Source organism: Streptomyces sp. NPDC042364 (assembly GCF_056437585.1).
Genome location: NZ_JBWKAJ010000035.1, coordinates 11,052 through 27,181 on the forward strand (window position 1 = coordinate 11,052; position 16,130 = coordinate 27,181).

General features: G+C 72.2%; 12 protein-coding genes. 8 read left to right on the forward strand and 4 right to left on the reverse strand.

What is annotated here, in order from left to right; genetic code table 11:
* Positions 1-16 precede the first annotated feature (16 nt).
* The 7 genes from AC067N_RS37380 to AC067N_RS37410 are packed head-to-tail and all read left to right on the forward strand — an operon-like array spanning position 17 to position 9,106.
* Positions 17-2,785, forward strand: a complete 2,769-nt coding sequence (locus tag AC067N_RS37380) for a phosphoenolpyruvate synthase (protein WP_478683406.1) — start codon at positions 17-19, stop codon at positions 2,783-2,785.
* Positions 2,782-4,434 (forward strand): hypothetical protein, encoded by a 1,653-nt coding sequence (locus AC067N_RS37385; RefSeq protein WP_478683407.1) that lies wholly within the window; start codon positions 2,782-2,784, stop codon positions 4,432-4,434. Before AC067N_RS37380 ends, AC067N_RS37385 begins: the two co-directional genes overlap by 4 nt.
* Before the next feature lie 34 nt (positions 4,435-4,468).
* The gene (locus tag AC067N_RS37390) at positions 4,469-5,560 is read left to right on the forward strand and encodes an SDR family oxidoreductase (protein WP_478683408.1); all 1,092 of its coding nucleotides are present in this window, start codon (positions 4,469-4,471) and stop codon (positions 5,558-5,560) included.
* Positions 5,557-6,501, forward strand: coding sequence for a nucleoside-diphosphate kinase (locus AC067N_RS37395; RefSeq protein WP_478683409.1), 945 nt, complete (start codon positions 5,557-5,559; stop codon positions 6,499-6,501). The genes AC067N_RS37390 and AC067N_RS37395 overlap by 4 nt, the downstream gene beginning before the upstream one ends.
* A gap of 14 nt (positions 6,502-6,515) precedes the next feature.
* Positions 6,516-7,502, forward strand: a complete 987-nt coding sequence (locus tag AC067N_RS37400) for a ScbA/BarX family gamma-butyrolactone biosynthesis protein (protein WP_478683410.1) — start codon at positions 6,516-6,518, stop codon at positions 7,500-7,502.
* A gap of 57 nt (positions 7,503-7,559) precedes the next feature.
* Positions 7,560-8,459 carry a UbiA prenyltransferase family protein gene (locus AC067N_RS37405; protein WP_478683411.1) on the forward strand — a complete coding sequence of 300 codons (900 nt, stop codon included), beginning with the start codon at positions 7,560-7,562 and terminating at the stop codon, positions 8,457-8,459.
* Positions 8,456-9,106, forward strand: a complete 651-nt coding sequence (locus AC067N_RS37410; protein WP_478683412.1) for a nitroreductase family protein — start codon at positions 8,456-8,458, stop codon at positions 9,104-9,106. Before AC067N_RS37405 ends, AC067N_RS37410 begins: the two co-directional genes overlap by 4 nt.
* Positions 9,107-9,318: 212 nt before the next feature.
* Here AC067N_RS37410 and AC067N_RS37415 read toward each other — a convergent pair whose 3' ends face one another.
* Complete coding sequence (locus tag AC067N_RS37415; protein ID WP_478683413.1) at positions 9,319-10,503, reverse strand: ABC transporter permease; 1,185 nt, start codon at positions 10,501-10,503, stop codon at positions 9,319-9,321.
* Entirely contained in the window at positions 10,500-11,417 is a 918-nt protein-coding gene (locus tag AC067N_RS37420) for an ABC transporter ATP-binding protein (RefSeq protein ID WP_478683419.1), read from the reverse strand. Before AC067N_RS37420 ends, AC067N_RS37415 begins: the two co-directional genes overlap by 4 nt.
* 462 nt (positions 11,418-11,879) lie before the next feature.
* Between AC067N_RS37420 and AC067N_RS37425 the strand changes: the two genes are divergently transcribed.
* On the forward strand, positions 11,880-13,448 hold the full coding sequence (locus tag AC067N_RS37425; protein WP_478683414.1) for an ArnT family glycosyltransferase: 1,569 nt from the start codon (positions 11,880-11,882) through the stop codon (positions 13,446-13,448).
* Between the two features lie 123 nt (positions 13,449-13,571).
* Here AC067N_RS37425 and AC067N_RS37430 read toward each other — a convergent pair whose 3' ends face one another.
* Positions 13,572-14,786 carry a cytochrome P450 gene (locus AC067N_RS37430; protein WP_478683415.1) on the reverse strand — a complete coding sequence of 405 codons (1,215 nt, stop codon included), beginning with the start codon at positions 14,784-14,786 and terminating at the stop codon, positions 13,572-13,574.
* Positions 14,787-14,827: 41 nt separating this feature from the next.
* On the reverse strand, positions 14,828-16,033 hold the full coding sequence (locus AC067N_RS37435; protein ID WP_478683416.1) for a cytochrome P450: 1,206 nt from the start codon (positions 16,031-16,033) through the stop codon (positions 14,828-14,830).
* Positions 16,034-16,130: the final 97 nt, after the last annotated feature.

The window sequence follows — 16,130 nt, forward strand, 5'->3', positions numbered from 1 at the left end:
ATGTGGAGGAATCGAGTTGTCACTCACCACCGAATCCGAACAGCCGTCCCTCGGCATTCTGTCGCCGGCCAGTGACGAGGCCCGGTTCACCCGGTACGCGGGGGGAAAGGGCCGCAACCTGCACACTCTCACGGCGGCCGGTTTCCAGGTGCCGGACTGGTCGGTGATCGGCCTCGACGTCTTCGCCGCCTTCGCCCGCGGCAGTGGACTGGACGGACCTCTGGAGCACCTGCTCGCCGACGGCTGGGACACCGCGGCCGCGCAGGTCGCCGCCGAGATCGCCGCCCTGATCGAGAAAGCACCCCTCGACGACGCCGTCGCCGAGGCCATCGCCCTGGCCTACCGGCAGGCCGGCGGCGGTCTCGTGGCCGTCCGTTCCTCCGGACACGAGGAGGACGGCACCGAGCACTCCTTCGCCGGCCAGTTCGACAGCTTCCTCAACGTCAGCGGCGTCGACCAGGTCATCGCCCATGTCCGCCGGTGCTGGGCCTCCGGATTCTCCGAACGGTCCCTGCTCTACCGCGCACAGCGCGGACTGCCGCCCGGCACCGGCGGCGTCGCCGTCGTCGTCCAGCGCATGGTGCCCGCGGAGCGCAGCGGCGTACTGTTCACGGCCGACCCGACGGCCGGCCGCACGGACCGCCATGTGGTCAGCGCGGTCCACGGACTGGGGGAGGGGCTGGTCTCCGGCGCGGTCGACGCCGACACCGTCGTCCTCGACGCCACCACCGGCGAGCCGCTGAGCACCGTCATCGGAGACAAGCACGAACGCTACGACGCCGGCGCGGGGCCGGGCTGCGCGGTGTCGCCGGTCACCGACGAGGAGCGGGAGGCGCTGTCCCTGACCACCGCCGACCTGGCCCTGCTGCACAAGGCCGGAGTGCGCGCGACCGAACACTACGGCGCTCCGCAGGACATCGAGTGGGCCATCGCCGACGGCACCCTGTGGCTGCTGCAGAGCCGTCCCATCACCACGCTCGGCGAGAGCCCCGACAGCGTCCCCGACCCGCGGGGAGAGCTGCGGATCTGGGACAACTCCAACATCATCGAGAGCTTCAGCGGCGTCGTATCCCCCCTCACCTACAGCGTCGCCGCCGACACCTACGCCAAGGTGTACGAGAGCTACGCCCGCGCCCTCGGCGTCCGGGGCGACCAGCTGCGCGAGGTACGGGAATGGACCCCGCACCTGCTCGGCTACGTCCACGGACGGGTCTACTACAACCTGTACCACTGGTACCGGATGGTGCGCCTGGCGCCGCTGTATCCGCTCAACCGCCGGGTGCTGGAGAAATCGCTGGGCGTCGCGGAGAGCATCTCCGACGAGACCGCCGACGCACTCCACCCCTTCACACCACGGCCCGGGCTGCGCGGCCGGATCTCGCGGCTCGCCCGCACCGCCCTCTTCACCAGGCGCTTCCTGACCATCGGCAGGTCCGTCGAGACCTTCCACCGGGACTTCTACCGGGCGTACGAGGTCTTCAACAACGTCGACTACGACGCGCTGCCCGGTGACGAGACCTACCGCCGCTTCTGCCGGCTGCAGAAGGAACTCATCGAGAAGTGGGGCCCCATGCAGGCCCTGGACGCCACGATCCTGCTCTCCGTCGGCCTGCTGGCGCTCCTCACCCGCAGATGGCTGCCCGACGCCCCGGAGTGGTTCACCTGGGCCGCGGCCGCTCCCGGCGGCGACGTGGAGTCCGCCGAACCGGCCCGGGCGCTGGCCGAGCTGGCCGCGCAGGTGCGCGCCGACGACAAGGCGCGCCACCTGCTGGAGCACACGCCCGACGCCGACGCCTACGAGGCGCTGGCCCGGGCCGGCCACACCGGCATCGTGGCCGCCGTCGACGCCTACGTCGCCTCCTACGGCTACCGCAGCCCCGACGAACTCAAGCTCGAAGTGCCCGACCTGTACGAGAACCCGGCCGGGCTGTTCACCCTGCTGCGCGACGCCCTGCCCGAGAACCAGGGCGGCGGCGCGGGCGTGCACGGCGGCGAGGCCGACGACTACCTCGACCGGCATCTGCGCGGTCCCCGCCGCTGGGTGTACGAGCGGGTACGGAACAAGGCCCGCGCCGCCCTCACGGACCGCGAACGGCTCAGGTTCTGCCGCACCCGCGCCTTCGGCGCCGCCAAACGCATGCTGCGCGCCCTGGGCCGCGACCTCGCCCGGGCCGGAGCCATCAGCGCCTGGGACGACGTGTTCATGCTGCGCCTGGAAGAGGTCCGCGGTGCCTACGAGGGCATGATCGCCCACACCGAACTGAAGGAGCTGGCCGCCCTGCGGCGCGCGCGCCTGGCCGTGGACGCCGAGCTGCACGCCCCGGCCCGCTTCACCACCCGGGGCGCCCCGTACTGGTCGGGCAACCTGGAACAGGCCGGCTGGACCAGCGGACCAGCCGCCCGCAGCGGCGCCCGCGAACTGCGCGGCACCCCCTGCTGCCCCGGAGTCGTCGAAGGACCCGCGGTGGTCACCGACACACCACGCGACATCGGCGGCGGCATCCTCCTCACCTACCGCACCGACCCGGGCTGGGTCGCGGCGCTGCCGTCGGCTGCCGCGCTGGTCATCGAACGCGGCAGCCCGCTGACCCATGTCGCCGTCGTCGCCCGGGAGCTGGGCATCCCGACGGTGGTCCAGGTCAGGAACGCCACCACCGAGATCCGCACCGGCACCCTGCTGCGCGTCGACGGCGCCGCCGGCACGGTCACCGTACTCGCCGATCCACCCGACGCCGGCACGTCCGCCGAGACTTCGGACACCCCCAGGACGGAGACACATCCGTGATCCTCACCGAGGAGCAGCTGCAAGGCCTGCTCGACAAGTCGCTCGCCGAACTGCCCCGGGGTACCGGCTGGGCCGTGGTGCTCGAAGGCTCCATCGCGGAGGGCTTCGGCAACCCTTCCTCCGACATCGACTTCCTGCTCATCGCCCGGTCCGAGGAAGACCTGCCCACCATGCCGACGCTGCTCTTCGTCGACGGCCGCAGGGTCGAGATACGCACCCGGTCGGTGCGTCAGCTCGCCGACCAGTTCCGCACCCTGGAGAAGGGGGCGAGGCGACCCGGCCGGCTCTCCGAGGATCTGCTCAACCGCTGCCAGCGGCTGCTGCACAGCCACCCGCTGCGCGGCCACGCCCTCGTGGACGAAGTCAAGGCGATGCTGCCGGCGGACAGGTTCGCCCGGATCGCCGCCGACTGGTGGGCGTACCAGGCCCGCCAGTCCCTGCGGCACGCGACGGCCCTGCTGTGCCTCGGCGAGACGGACGAGGCGGTGGACTGGACCCGCGCCGGACTCGTCCAGACGATCAAGTCCTGGGCGGCCGGGCTGGGCGAGACCTACCTCGAACCCAAGTGGCTCTCCATGCAACTCGACCGGGCCGGCCGGCCCGAAGTGCGCGACAGGTACTGGGAGCTGGAGACCACCGCCCCCGCACCCGGGGACACCGACGCCGCCCGCACGTACCTGACCGACTGTCTCGCCTTCGCCGGGGAACTGGGCCTCACCGGCGTCTCCATGCGGCCCGAGCGGCTCACCGTGGAACGCGTGCCGGGAGTGACCACCTGGCAGACCGACGCGAGGGTGCACGTCGTCCGCGGGCGGCGCGAGGTGTTCGCTCTCGGCGACCGCGCCGGAGCGGTCTGGCGCTCCCTGGTCCTGGGACGGCCGCTGCCCCGTGTGCTGGCCGCGGCCGCGGACACCGGTGTCGCCGAACCCGGCCCGCTGCTGGCCGCGTTCGTGCGCTACGGACTGATCCGGCTTTCCTGGAAGGGCGGCGGCACCGTCACACCCGCACTGCCACTCGCGGCGCCGCCGGGGCCCGTCACCCCGCCGCCGTCGACCACCCGGCCGCTGCTGTCGGTGCGGGGCGCGGCCGTCAGCGGCCCCGGCGCCATCGACCTGGTGCCGCTGCCCGCCGAACGGTTTGCCGCCGCCACCATGGCCCTGGTGTGGTCCAACATCGTCGTCGAGAACGCCATCGAGGACCTGACCGGTGCGCTGCAGCGAAGTCAGTGGCGCGTCGCCGAACTCACCGCCCGCCGAGCCGTGCACGCGGCGCTGCGCGGCCTGTTCAGCGCCTACGGGGTCAACCCGCTGCCCGCCGACTCCGACCTCGTCCGCCGTATCGACCTGCTGCCGCCCGCCACCCTCGCGATCCGGACGCGCGCCGAGGAACTGCTGCGCCGCACCGTCGACTCCGCGGAGCGCGGCGACGACCTCCTCGCCGATCTGCGCGACTACATCGCCCAGGTGCGAGGCGCCGCGGGCGCCGACGCCTTCCCCCTCTCCTTCGACTCGGCGGACTCCTGGCGGGCCACCCTGGAACTCGGCCACGACTGGGTGCGCATCGGCGCCCACCTCGACGCCGAACTGCCCCTGGAGGAAGCCCGCGACCTGGTCGCCAGCAACGGCGCCCAGCCCCACCAGGCCGTCTGATCCCCACCGCCCCACCCTCCTGGAGGACTGATCGATGGCCGACACGATGACGGTGCTGGTCACCGGCGCCAGCGGCTTCGTGGGCGCGGAGGTGGCCGCCCGGCTCACCGGCGCGGGCCACACCGTGCTCACCCTGACGCACCGCAACGGCGACGTCGTCCGCAACGACGGCAGGAAGCTCACCCCCGGGCCCGGCACCCTCACCCGCATCACCGGTGACATCACCCGTCCCGGCCTCGGGCTGAACGAGGACGACCGCAGGCTCGCCGCGAGGGCCGACCGGATCGTGCACTGCGCCGCCGTCACCGACTTCGGACTGCCCGACGAGCGGTACGAGAGCGTCAACGTCAACGGCACCCGGCACGTCCTGGACCTCGCCCTGGCCCACCGCATCCCCTTGGTGCAGGTGAGCACGGCCTACGTGTGCGGGATGCGCGACGGCGTGGCCCTGGAGGACGAACTCGACGTCGGCCAGCGGTTCGGCAACGTTTACGAGAAGAGCAAACTGACCGCGGAGACCCTGGTCCGCAAGGCCGCCGCGGACGGTCTGCCGGTGGCCGTGGTGCGCCCCAGCATCGTCACCGGCGCCTCCCGCACGGGCCGTTGCCGCGACTTCAAGACCGTCTATCCCGTACTCAAGATCATGACCCGGGGGCTGGTGCGCACCATGCCCGGCCACTACGACGCCGCCCTGGACCTGGTGCCGGTCGACCACGTCGCCGACCTGGTCACGGAGGCCGCCACCCGCTTCGAGGACGCCGAGGGCCTCACCCTCCACGCGGTCGGCCACCTGCTGACCCTGCGGGACTTCTCCGACGTCCTCGCCGAGTACCCGTCCTTCCAGGTGACGAGGTTCGTCCCGCCGACCACGTTCTCCGCGTCGGCCCTGCCCGACCGCGAACGCTCCTACTACGACCGAGTCGTCTCCCTCTACGACACCTACCTCCAGCGGCGCATCCGCTTCGACACCACCCGGGCCGCCGCCTTCCACGGTCGCCGCACGTCCACGGGCGGACGTGCCTACCTGCGCCGACTCCTCGACCACTGCCTCAAGGTCGGCTACCTCGGCGCGCCCCCGCCCCGGGTGCCGGCTGGGGCCCGAACGGAAGGGAGCACCTCCCGATGACCCGATCCGACCACGCCGAACCGCTCCACGGCATCCCCGTCTCGCCCCTCCTGACCTGCCACCCCGAGAAGCAGCGGCTGTACGGCGCGGACACCTACTACCAGGAGAGCCACGAACAGCTCGCCGCCCTCACCGACGACGTCACCGGCTTCGCCCATCGCCACGCCGCGCTGCTGCTGAAACCCGACGCCGTGGTGACCCGGACCCTGGACGCGGCCGTCGAGTGGCTGACCGAGCAGGACTTCAGGATCGTCGGTGCGGCCGTCACCCGGCTGACCCGGACCATGATCCGCTCCCTGTGGTACTTCCAGTGGAACCTCGCCACCCCCTACCGCAGGCGCCTCGCCGCGCTGTTCCTGGAGGACGCCGACGCCCTCGTCCTGCTCGTCCGGCCCGGCCACCACAGCGACATCCCGGCCTCGGTCCGCCTCACCCGGCTGAAGGGACCCACCGACCCCGAAGCCCGGGTGCCCGGCCAGCTGCGCCACCTTCTCGGCCGCTACAGCTACCTGCTCAACCTCGTGCACACCCCCGACGAACCGGCCGACGTACTGCGCGAGCTGGCCGTGCACTTCGACCACGACCAGCGCGAGAGGCTCTTCCGCTCCGCGCTGGCGGACGAGGACCGCACCCGGCACGCACTGGACCTGGCGGACCAGCTGTACGCCGGCACCAAGCCCCGGGACCTCGACTTCGAGCCCGCCGCCGCACGACTGCGCGCCGCGCTCTCCGGCCGGCCCGGCCTCGACCCCCGCGCCGACCCGCGTCAACTCCTGGAACACGCCTGGGAGCACGGCATCGACCTCGATCCGTGGGACACGGTCATCGTCGGCTCCAAGGTGCTCCCCATGCGGCAGCCCGGCCGTCCCCCGGTACTGGACGGGGCCGGCGTCGACGACTGGCGCCGCCACCTGGACGCCGTCCGCGGCGCCCTGGTCTGAACGAGGGAGCAGCCATGCAGTTCGCCCGGACACTCCCGAAGGAGCTGGTGCACCGGGCAGCGATCGCCGAGGTCTTCCTGACCGACGCGGAGCGCCTCGGCGAGGACGAGATGCGGCTGGCCGCGCAGCTCCCCCGCCTGCACCCCTTCTACGACGACGTCCTGGGTCCCCGCACCCACCATGACCCCCTGCAGGTGCTGGAAGCCTGCCGCCAGGGCATCTTCGTGGTGGCCCACCGGTACCTCGACGTACCCCTCGGCCACAAGTTCCTGCTGCGCACGGTCGAGTACGAGGTGGCCGACCCGGGCGCCCTGGCATGCGGCGACACCCCCACGGAAGCCGTCATCGGCGTCCGTGTCGAGCACCGGATCCGCGGCCGGACCGGAGTGACCGGGCTGCGGCTGCGCTTCACCGTGGCCGTCGACGCACAGGAGGCCCTGCGGGCCCGCATCGACTACTCCTGGATGCCGCCGGAGGACTGGACCCGCCTGCGGTCCGGGCAGCGCCACACACTCGGCCTCCACGACCCTCCCGTGGCGCTGCCGGGACAGACCCTGGACCCCGCCAGGGTCGGCCGCCGCCACCGGGCCAGCGCGGTGATCACCCGACCGCACACCTCGCACGACGGCGTCCGCACGGCGCGCGTGGTCGCCGACACCAGCCATCCGACCCTCTACGACCACTGGGTCGACCACGTTCCCGGCATGCTGGAACTGGAGGCCTTCCGGCAACTGGCCCTGACCGCCGCGGTGGTCGAGGGCGCGGTACGCGCGCCCACGGCGATGCCGGTGCGCCTGCGGGCCCGGTTCCGCTGCTTCGCCGAGATGGACCTCCCCCTGCACTGCCGAACCGCGCCCGTGGTCCCGGGCGTCGACATCGAGTGCACCCTGCACCATCCCGGCACCCTGGTCGCCGAGGCCCGTATCGGGTTCGCCGACCGGAACACGGCCGGCCCGACGGGCGTCCTCGCGAGCACCGCGCCTCACCCCGCCCGTGTGTGAGGCGCCCGACCCGGGGCAAGACCCCCGAACCCCCACCCGAGACAGGGACACCCGCCAGTGACCACCGTCGCCGTGCCCCGCATCCCCGGCCGGCTGGGCCGCTTCGTGCTGCGCATGTTCCGGCCCCACGTCTACGCCACCTACGGCCTGCTCTGGGTCCTCGCCCTGGAGGGCTCCGCAGTGGGCCTGACCGGCGCGGCCTGGCGGCCGACCGCGGCCACCTGGGTGCGGGTCGTCAGTGTCGTCCTCGCGCTGCTGTTCCTGCGGATGCTGGACGAGCAGAAGGACTTCGAGTACGACCGTGTGCACCACCCGGACCGGCCGCTGGTCACCGGCGCCATCACCGTCGCCGAGCTGCGCGGCGCGATGGCCGCCCTCACCGCGGTGGCGGCCGGCCTGAACGCGGCGCTGTCCGCCACGGCCGTCCTGCTGATCCTCGTGGCCCTGGGCTACGGACTGTTCCTCGCCGCCCTGGAACGCTTCTCGGCGGCGGTCCGCGACCGGCAGCTGCTCAACCTCGCGGTCACCTACCCGGTGCAGGTCCTGCTCGGCGTCTACGTGTACGGATCCCTGGTCGCCGCCGGGACCGTCACCGCCGACCGGCGCGGCGCGCTGCTGCTCGGCCTGTGCGCGTGCGTGTTCCTGCACTTCGAGTTCGCCCGCAAGACCGCCTGGGAGGCCGGGCCCGGCGCACGCCTGTACTCGGCCGACCTCGGCCCCCGGGGCAGCGCCGCCGTCACCGTCGCCCTGGCGGCCGGGGCGGTCGTCTTCCAGGTCGTCCTGTTCGCACCGGACGGCGCGCTCGGGCTGCTGCCCTGTCTGACGGCGGTCCTGCCCGCTCTCGGCGCCCGGCGGTTCCTCGGCGCGCGCCGCGGCGGCTGGCCCCTGCTCACCGCGATGGGGTTCGTCGTGACGACGTACCTCGCCCTGGTCGTCCGGGCGGTGCTGCTGCCATGAACACACTGCCCACCCTGTCGGGCGAGGAGCTCCTGACCACCACGCGGTCCGTACGACGCGGCCTGGACCTGGAGCGGCCGGTGGACCCGGAGCTGGTCAAGGACTGCCTGCGGATCGCCCTGCAGGCCCCCAACGGCAACAACCGCCAGAGATGGCACTGGCTGCTGCTCACCGATCCGCGGCTCCGCGCCGGCGTCGCCGAGGTCTACCGGGCCGCGTTCCACGACCGCAACGGCGCCGCCCTCGAACGGCTGGACGAGCAGCCCGAGGGGACCCGCTCCGTGCTCACCGGCGCCCGGCTGCTCGCCGAGCGGCTGCACCGGGTGCCCGTCCTGGTCATACCCTGCCTCGAACTCCCCGACGGGCTGCCCGAGGGCAACCAGGCCGGCGTCTGGGGGTCGCTGCTGCCCGCCGCCTGGAGCTACGCGCTGGCCGCCCGCAGCCGGGGTCTGGTCACCGCCTGGACGGCCGTCCACCTGGACCGCGAGCGGGAGGTCGCCGACCTGCTGGGCCTGCCGCCCACCGTCCGCCAGGGCGCGCTGCTGCCGACCGCGTATCCGTTGCGCACCACCTTCCGGCCGGGGCCGCGGCGACCGCTCGAGGAGGTCCTGCACCACGACGGTTGGCGGGGCGCCGACCGGGCCTGACGCCCGCACCGGGGCGCGGGACGCGCCGGAGCGGGAATCCTCCGCCGTCGACGCCGCCGGGTGCGGCGGGTGGCCAGCAGCGAGGACGGCGGCGCAGACGGTTCTCGCCGCCGCGGCCGTCCTCGCCGCCGTCCTCATCCGCGGCAAACGACCGGGGCCCTCTGCCGCACCGACACGGCAGAGGGTCCCGGACGTCCTCCGTCAGCGCCGCCTCACCCTTCGTTCCACTTGAAGAAACGCAGCGTCAGCCCGGTCACCACGGCGGCGAAGGCCAGCATGCCGCCCATCGTCGGCAGGACGTCCAGCAGACCGCCGCCCCTGCTGAGCACCGACTCGCCGCCCTCCACGAGGTAGTGCAGCGGCATCACGTACGAGACCGCCCTGACCCACTCCGGGGCGCTGTCCAGCGAGAAGAACGACCCCGACAGGAGGGACATCGGCAGCACCAGCAGCTGGGCGAGACCACCGGCGGACTCCTCGGTCTTGGTGACGGAGCCGATGAGCAGTCCCAGCGACATCAGGGCCAGCGTCCCGCACATCACCAACGGCACCACCAGCCACCAGTTCCCGGTGAGCTGGAGACCGAAGTACGGCAGGGTCGCCACCACCAGGAACAGGGCCGTCTGCGTGAGCACCATGAGCATGGTCATGGAGATACGGGCGGCCACCACCTCCCAGGGGCGGATGGGCGACAGCTGCATCCGCTGGAGGATCTTCTTGCGGCGCAGGGTCACCAGCGTCAGAGCGGTGCTGAACACCGAACTGGTGGCGATGGCGAAGCCCATCAGACCCGGGGTCAGATACTGGATGGGCTTGACCGACTCGTCCTCGACCTGACTCGCCTTCAGCGTGTACCTGGCGGGCATGCCGGTCGCGGCCAGGTTCGCCTGCTCCAGCACCGCGTTCAGCGTCGCGCGGGCCGAAGCGCCCTTGACCGGGTCGGAGAGGCTGTAGCGCAGCACGACGGTGTCACCGTCCTGCTGGACCGACGCGTCGTAGTCGCCCTTGCGCACCTTCTCCAGCGCGGCCGACTCGCTCTTCACCTTGGTGACCGTGGCCGCCTTGGACAACTGGTCGCGCTGTGCGCCGGTGAGCGAGTCGAGCACCTGCACCTCGCCGACCTGGGCCACCTTGATGTGCGAGGTCCCGTCACTCTTGAACAGCGAGCCGAACAACATCAGGAACAGGATCGGGAAGACCATCAGGAAGAAGATGGTGCCCTTGTCCCGCAGGACGCTCAGGATCATCGCCCGGGCCAGCTCGCGCACCGGGTTCAGCCGCCGGTCCCTGGCCGGGCTCCCGCGGCCCGGCCCGGCCCGGTCCGCCGCCTTCTCCTGTTCCGCGGGGCCGTCGCCGGCCGCTCCGGTGGAGCGAGCGGACGTCTCGTCGATGCTCACGCGCGGTACTCCCGTCCGGTCAGCTGGAGGAAGACGTCCTCCAGGGTGGCGCCGCGGACCTGCAGGCCGCGCAGCGCCCTGTGGTCGGCCAGCACCGACAGCACCGGCCCGGGGGAGTGGGTGGCGATCGACAGCGTGATCCCGTCGTCCTCCACCACGGCGTTCTCCACCCCGGCCGACAGCAGCAGCCCGCGCAGGACGTCCGCCTTGACCAGCCCGGACTCCACGCTCACCCGCACCATGTCGTCCAGCTCACGGACCAGGGCCGCGGGCGCACCCGTCCTGAGCACTTTGCCCTTCTCCATCACCGACACCCGGTCGCACAGCATCTCGGCCTCGTCCAGGTAGTGCGTGGTGAGGACCAGCGTGCGGCCCTCCTCGTTGACGTCCCGCAGCAGGTCCCAGAGGTTGCGGCGGGCCTGCGGGTCCAGGCCGGCCGTGGGCTCGTCCAGGAAGACGATCTCCGGGTCGTGCACCAGACCGCAGGCGATCGACAGCCGCTGGGCCTGGCCCCCGGAGAGTTTGTCGGCCGGCACGTCACCGAACTCCGTGAGGCCGACCCGCTCCAGCATCGCTTCGGCCTGCCGGACCCCGACCCGGTAGAAGGAGGCGAACAGGCAGATCGTCTCCCGTGTGGTCAGCTTGTCGAAGAACGACGACGCCTGGAACTGCACGCCGATCCGCTTCAACAGCCTGGGATTGCGCGGCCAGGGGCTCTCGCCGAACAGCTCGATCCGGCCCTCGTCGGGCTCGCGGACGCCCTCCAGGATCTCCAGAGTGGTCGTCTTGCCCGCTCCGTTGGGACCCAGGATGCCGTAGAACTCGCCCGCCTCGATGTTCAGCGAGACTCCGTCGACGGCCTGGATGTCCCCGTACCGCTTGCGGACGCCGTCCGCGACGATCGCCGCCGTCATGACGCGCACGCCCTGACCGTGCGGGGCCGGGACCCGGCCCCGCCGCACATGAACTGAAGGTCCATCACTCGACTGTCGTCTCTCCGTGATCGGTTGAGGGATCGGGAGCCGGGCCGTGGGAACGACAGGGCGCTGCGCACGCGTCCACCGCAGGTCGGCCGGGCAGGGCCGAACCGCGACGAAAGCACACGGGCCCCAGGGCGGTTCGGAATCTCCACACCAGCACAGCCGCGTCAGCCACGGCCACCACGGGAACCGAAGACTAGGGAATCGCCCCTACTCCCGCGCCGGGAAAGGGGAACACACCGCTCCGGCACCGGCTGCCGACCGTAGGTTCGACTCGCCAAGCGCTGCGACCGCAAGGGTCTGCCGGACGCCGCGAGCCGGTGGACCTCGCCGGTCGCAGCGCTCGGACGCGCGGTGCCCTTCCACCCCGGACCCGACAGGATCGAGAAAGCGACGATGCCCCCCACAGCCCGGCCCGACGCGACCCACCGCGCCGACGGGTACCGGCCGCCCGCCGCCCGCCGCATCGCGACCGAACCGCCGGCAACCCCCCTGCCACGCCTCGCACTGCTGCCGGTGGGCGCCGTCGCCTGCGTCACCGCGGCGCTGCTGCTGCTCACCGCCGGCCGCTTCGGCTACTTCGGCGACGAGCTGTACTTCCTCGCCGCCGGCCGCAGTCCCGCCTGGGGATACGCCGACCAGCCGCCTCTGCTGCCCCTGCTGGCCCACGCCCTCGACACCGTGTTCCCCGGTTCGCTGCCGGCACTGCGCGCACCGGCCGCGGCCCTCACCGCACTCGGGGTGCTGACCGCCGCCCTGACCGCCCGTGAGCTGGGCGGCGGACGAGCCGCCCAGCTCGCCACCGCCGGCGCGTACGCCGTCTCGCCGGTGATGCTGCAGATGGGCCATCTGCTCATCACCGCCACCCTGGACATCTTCCTGACGACGGTCAGCGTCTGGCTGCTGGTGCGCTGGGTCCGCACCAGGCGCGACCGGCTGCTGCCCCTGCTCGGGCTCACCGCCGCCGTCTCCCTCCAGGTCAAGTTCCTCAGCGTCGGCTTCTGGGCCGTGCTGCTGGTGGCCCTGCTGCTCGTGGGGCCCCGGGACCTGCTGCGCCGCCCGCTGCTGTGGGCCTCGGCTGCGGGAGCCCTGCTCACCGCCGTGCCCGGCCTGTGCTGGCAGGCCCGCGCCGGCTGGCCCCAGCTGGCGATGACCAGGGTCATCGCCCGGGAGGTCGCCGTCGAGGAGGGCGGCCGGGCCATGTTCCTGCCCACGGTCCTCTCGGCCGCCGGACTGGTCGGCGCCGTCCTCCTGTTCTGCGGGCTGGGCCGGCTGCTGATCGCCCGCGAGGCCCGCCCCTACCGGTTCCTCGCGCCGGCCTTCACCGGACTGTGCGCCTGCTACCTCGTCGTCCACGGACGCCCCTACTACGTCGCGGGGATGTTCGCCGTCCTGTGGGCGGCGGGTGCCACGGCACTGCAGCGGCTGGGTGCCACCCGCCCGCGCCTGTGGTCGACGGCCGTGGTCTACGCGGTGTCGGCGGGCCTGGCGGTGCAGGTGCTTCCGGTGTACCCGGTCCAGCGGCTCACCCGGTCCTCCGCCGACCGCATGGCGATGGAGAGCGTGGGCTGGCCCGACCTGGCCGCCTCGGTGGCCCGCGTCCAGCGCGGCTTGCCCGCCGACCGGCGCCACCGAGCCCTGCTGATCACCGAGCGGTACGACCAGGCGGGTGCCCTCGACCGGTTCGGCCCTGCCCTCGGCCTGCCACGGCCCTACAGCGGTCACCGCGGCTACTGGTACCTGCGCCGCCCGTCCGACGACACCGCGCCCGTGGTCTTCGTCGGCGCGGACGCCCGCTACCTACGTCAGTTCTTCACCAGTGTGCGCCGGCGCGGCACGGTCACCAACGCGCACAAGGTGCCCAACCTCAACCGGGGCGCCCCCATCTGGGTCTGTGAGGGCCTGCGTCGGCCCTGGCGCACGACGTGGCCCCGCATGTCCCACCTCTCCGCGGTGACGCCGTAGTCCGCGTGCGGCCCGCGCCGCGTGGCGCGGGCCGCACGCCGTGCGCTGCGAGCCCACGCGCCGCGACCGGGACCGCGGCCGGCCCTGTCCGGGACGGTCCGCGGCCGGTGTACGGGTGTGGGATCACCCCCAGGTCACGGGCAGCGCGTACACCCCGTAGTGCATCGCCTTGTCCCGCAGCGGGATCTCCTGTGGGTCGGCGGCCAGCCGGAGGTCGGGGAAGCGGTCGAAGAGCTTCTGGAAACCGATGCGCAGGGTGGCCCGGGCCAGATGCTGCCCCAGGCACTGGTGTATGCCGAAACCGAACGCCAGATGCCGGCGGGAAGGGCGGGTGACGTCGAAGACCTCCGGGTTCTCGAACTGCCTCGGGTCCCGGTTCGCGGCGGGCAGGGACAGAACGACGGTCTGTCCGGCCTCGATGGTCTTCCCGCCGACCTCCACGTCCTCCAGCGCCACCCGGCTCGCGCCCATGTGGGAGATCGTCAGGTAGCGCAGCAGCTCCTCGACCGCCCGCTCCATCAACTCGGGCTGTTCGCGCACCTTCTGCAGCTGCTCCGGATGCTCCAGCAGTGCGAAGGTGCCGAGCCCCAGCATGTTCGGTGTGGTGTCCAGTGCGCCGCCGATGGTGATCCAGGCGATGTTCGCCAGCTCCTCCTCGGTCAGCTCACCGGTCTTGACGAGCTTGCCGAGCAGCTTGTCGTTCGGCTCGGCGAACAGTTCCTTGACGACCCGGGCGAGCGTCTGGTCCAGCGCCGTGTTGTGCTCGATGAACTCCTCGAGCGTGTAGTTGATCCGCATGATCGCCGAGAAGTGCCGGTCGAGCTCGGCGATGTCCTCCTCCGGCACACCCATCACCGAGTGCACCGACCGGTACACGACCTTCTGGACGAACGCCGGCAGCAGGTCCACCGGCGGCTGGAGACCGGCCATCTCCTCGAGCACCTCGTCGATGATCCCGGCCAGCGTCGGCTCGTACTCCTGGATCTTGCGGACCGTGAAGAAGCCCGTCAGCAGCCGCCGGTAGCGCGTGTGGTCCGGGGCGTCCATCCGGACGAAGGAACCCGGTCCCGACGGCTGCGGGTCGTACTTCTCCACCTCGAACGGCGGTGACGCCACCAGCGCCAGCAGCTCCGCGCGGTGGCTGAAGCGCGGGTCGGTCATGATGGCCCGCACATGGTCGTGCCTGGTGACCAGCCATCCGTCGTCGCGGCCCGGCGCGATGTCGAAGGTGACCGGGCTGATCGGCTCCTCCTCACGCAGCCGGCGGTACTCCGGATCGGGGTCGAAGGGGCAGACGCGATCGGTCGGTATCACAGGTGGTTTCGGCTCGTAGGCCATGAGTCCTCCGTCTGGTGGGTTCCGTCCGCCGGGAGCGCCGCTCAGGCCCGGCGGACCGTGAGAGACAGCCGCCGAAGACCGAAGACGTTGACCCGGTTGTCGAAGTAGGACAGCGGTGCGTCACCGTCGACCCGGATGTCGGCGTAGCGGTCCAGCATCAGGTTGAGCGCGATCTGCCCCTCCATGCGGGCCAGCGGGGCGCCCAGGCAGTAGTGGATGCCGTGTCCGAAGGCCAGCTGCTTGGCGTTGGACCGGCCCGGCAGGAAGCGGTCCGGCTCGGGGAACACCCGCTCGTCGCGGTTGGCGGACAGCAGCCAGAGGTACACCATCGCGTTCTCCGGCACCTTCTCCCCGGCGATGTCCACCGGGGCCGTGGGCACCCGTTCGATCTTCAGGAACGGTGGCCGGCAGCGCAGTACCTCTTCGGTGAACGGCGTGATCCTCGTGCGGTCCGCACGCAGGTCGGGGAGCACGCCCTCTTCCCGGTCCAGGGTCAGCAGCATGTTCCCGAGCAGCACGGACGTGGTCACATGCCCGGCGAGCAGCAGCAGCGCGGCGAAGCTCACCACGTCGTCGTCGTTCAGGCTCTCCCCGTCGACCTCGGCCCGCACGAGCAGGCTCATCAGGTCGTCGTACTCGCGGGCCCGCCGCTCGGCGACGTGCCGGCGCAGATAGGCGTCCAGCTCCTGCACGGTTCTGCCCAGGACCTCGGCGCCCTCGGGCGTCTCCCAGTCCACGGTCAGCAGGTTGTCGGCCCATACCTGGAACAGCGGGCGGTCCGACGGCGGCACACCCAGCATGGAGGAGATCACGATCACCGGCAGCGGGTTGGCGAACGCCTCGATCAGGTCGAAGCGGTCGCCGCCGTCCAGGCCGTCGAGCAGCTCCGTGGCCACCTCGGTGATGCGCGGGCTCAACTCGTTGATCATCTTCGCGGTGAAGACCTTGCTCACCAGCCGCCGCAGCTTGCCGTGCCGGGGCGGGTCCAGCAACAGCAGCGTGCCGCCGGGCGGTTGCCGCTCGCCGCCCGACAGCCGGGTCACCGTGTCCGAGGAGAAGGCCGCCGGATCGGCGGTGATCCGCTGCACGTCCTCGTGGCGGAACACGTGATAGCGGCCCGCCGGATCCCGCCACACCGGATGTTCGTCGCGCATGCGCCGGAGCCAGGCCAGCAGGGTCGCACCACCGTCGAGACCGACCTCGGGCGGTGCGGCGACCTCCGGGCCGGGAGCGGGCACGGCTGTCATCGGAGAACCCCTCTCGTAGCGCGGACCGCACAGGAGACGGCGGGCCGGGAGCGCCTCAGCGCAGCACGCCCGGCGAAACGAAGGCCAGAAAAGCCGC